Source organism: Terrabacter sp. P5_B1, from assembly GCF_056400505.1.
In genome coordinates, this window is record NZ_JBFULD010000563.1 from 1 (window position 1) to 1,253 (window position 1,253).

At 74.9% G+C, this 1,253-nt stretch carries 2 protein-coding genes; both read right to left on the bottom strand.

Annotation, left to right across the window (positions count from 1 at the left end; all coding sequences use genetic code 11):
* Window positions 1-271, bottom strand: a 271-nt coding sequence (locus AC1DP0_RS21995; RefSeq protein ID WP_478088736.1) for a DNA-formamidopyrimidine glycosylase family protein, incomplete at its 3' end; no start/stop codon positions are given.
* 143 nt (window positions 272-414) lie between these two features.
* A partial coding sequence (locus AC1DP0_RS22000; protein WP_478088738.1) for an Lhr family helicase occupies window positions 415-1,253 on the bottom strand: 839 nt, incomplete at its 5' end.

The window sequence follows — 1,253 nt, forward strand, 5'->3', positions numbered from 1 at the left end:
GCTGCGGGTTGCGCCGCCACCGCGCGGCGAGCCCCGGCGTCGCCTCGACGCGCCACTGCCCCTCCATGCGCAGGTGCGAGTGCAGGGTGAGTCCGCCCTCGATCCGGTGCAGCACGTGCTTGCCCCGGCTCACGACCTCGAGCGTCGTGCGGCCGGTGAGGTCCACGGTCGAGATCTCGGGCCACCGCAGGTCGGACTCGACGATCTCGCGGCCCGCGAGGGCCTCGTTGAGGCGGGTGGCGGTGCGCCACACGGTGTCTCCCTCGGGCACGCCACCTCCTGGTCTCGGAATCTCTGTGCGGCGACGCTCCCGCAGCGTCAGCGCGACTCCACCCTAGACACCCCGGCAGCGCCAGCGCTGTGGGTCGCCGACACGGATTGTCGGCGCCGACCTCCGCGACAGGCACCTCTCGGTCAGCGACGCAGGCGCAGGCCTCGCGGGGTCATGTGGAAGCCCGCCTGCGAGAGCGCCTGGACGAGCGGGTGGTCAGAGCCGAGCACCGAGGCTCCGTCGGCCTTCTCGACGGTGAGGCGGCCGAGAGCCCCTTCACGCACGGCGAGCGCGAGCGCGTCTGCCGCGGCCTGGAGGGGCTCGGGGTCGTCGGACCAGCAGAGCATCGTCTTGCCGCCTCGCTCGACGTAGAGCACGAGCTCGCCGTCGACGACCACGACGAGGGCCCCGGCCTTGCGGCCCGGCTGGTGGCCCTTGCGGCGGGAGGCCCTCGGGGCAGCCTCGTCGTCACCGTCCTTGACGCCGGCCGGCTCGTCGGTTGCTGCGTCGGTCAACCCGCGCTCGGGCCACCCGATCGCGGCGCCGTAGGGGTTCGCGGGATCGCTGGCCGCGAGGACGAGTGCGGGCGGACCGGTGCGCTCACGACCGCGCTGGCCGCCCCGGCCGGACGCCGCGGACACAGCGGGCGAGGGCGCGAGCCACTCGTCACCGTCCGCGGCTTCGACTCGTCGGCCGCCACCGGCCTCGTCGCCGCCGGGCAGGCGGGACATCGACCGGAGCCGGTCGACCGCGCCGGTCGAGGCGAACTGCGAGGCGCCGAGCCCCTCGACGAAGTAGCCGCGACGCACCTTGCCGGCCTCCTCGGCCGCCGCGAGCACGCGGTAGACGGCCGCGAAGCCGCCCGGCACGTCCTCGGTGACGACCGACCCGCGGGTCAGCACGCCGTAGCGGTCCAGGAGCAGCTCGGCATTGGTGACGGCACGGACCGTCGGGTCGGACTCGGCAGGTGGGAGAGCGGTCC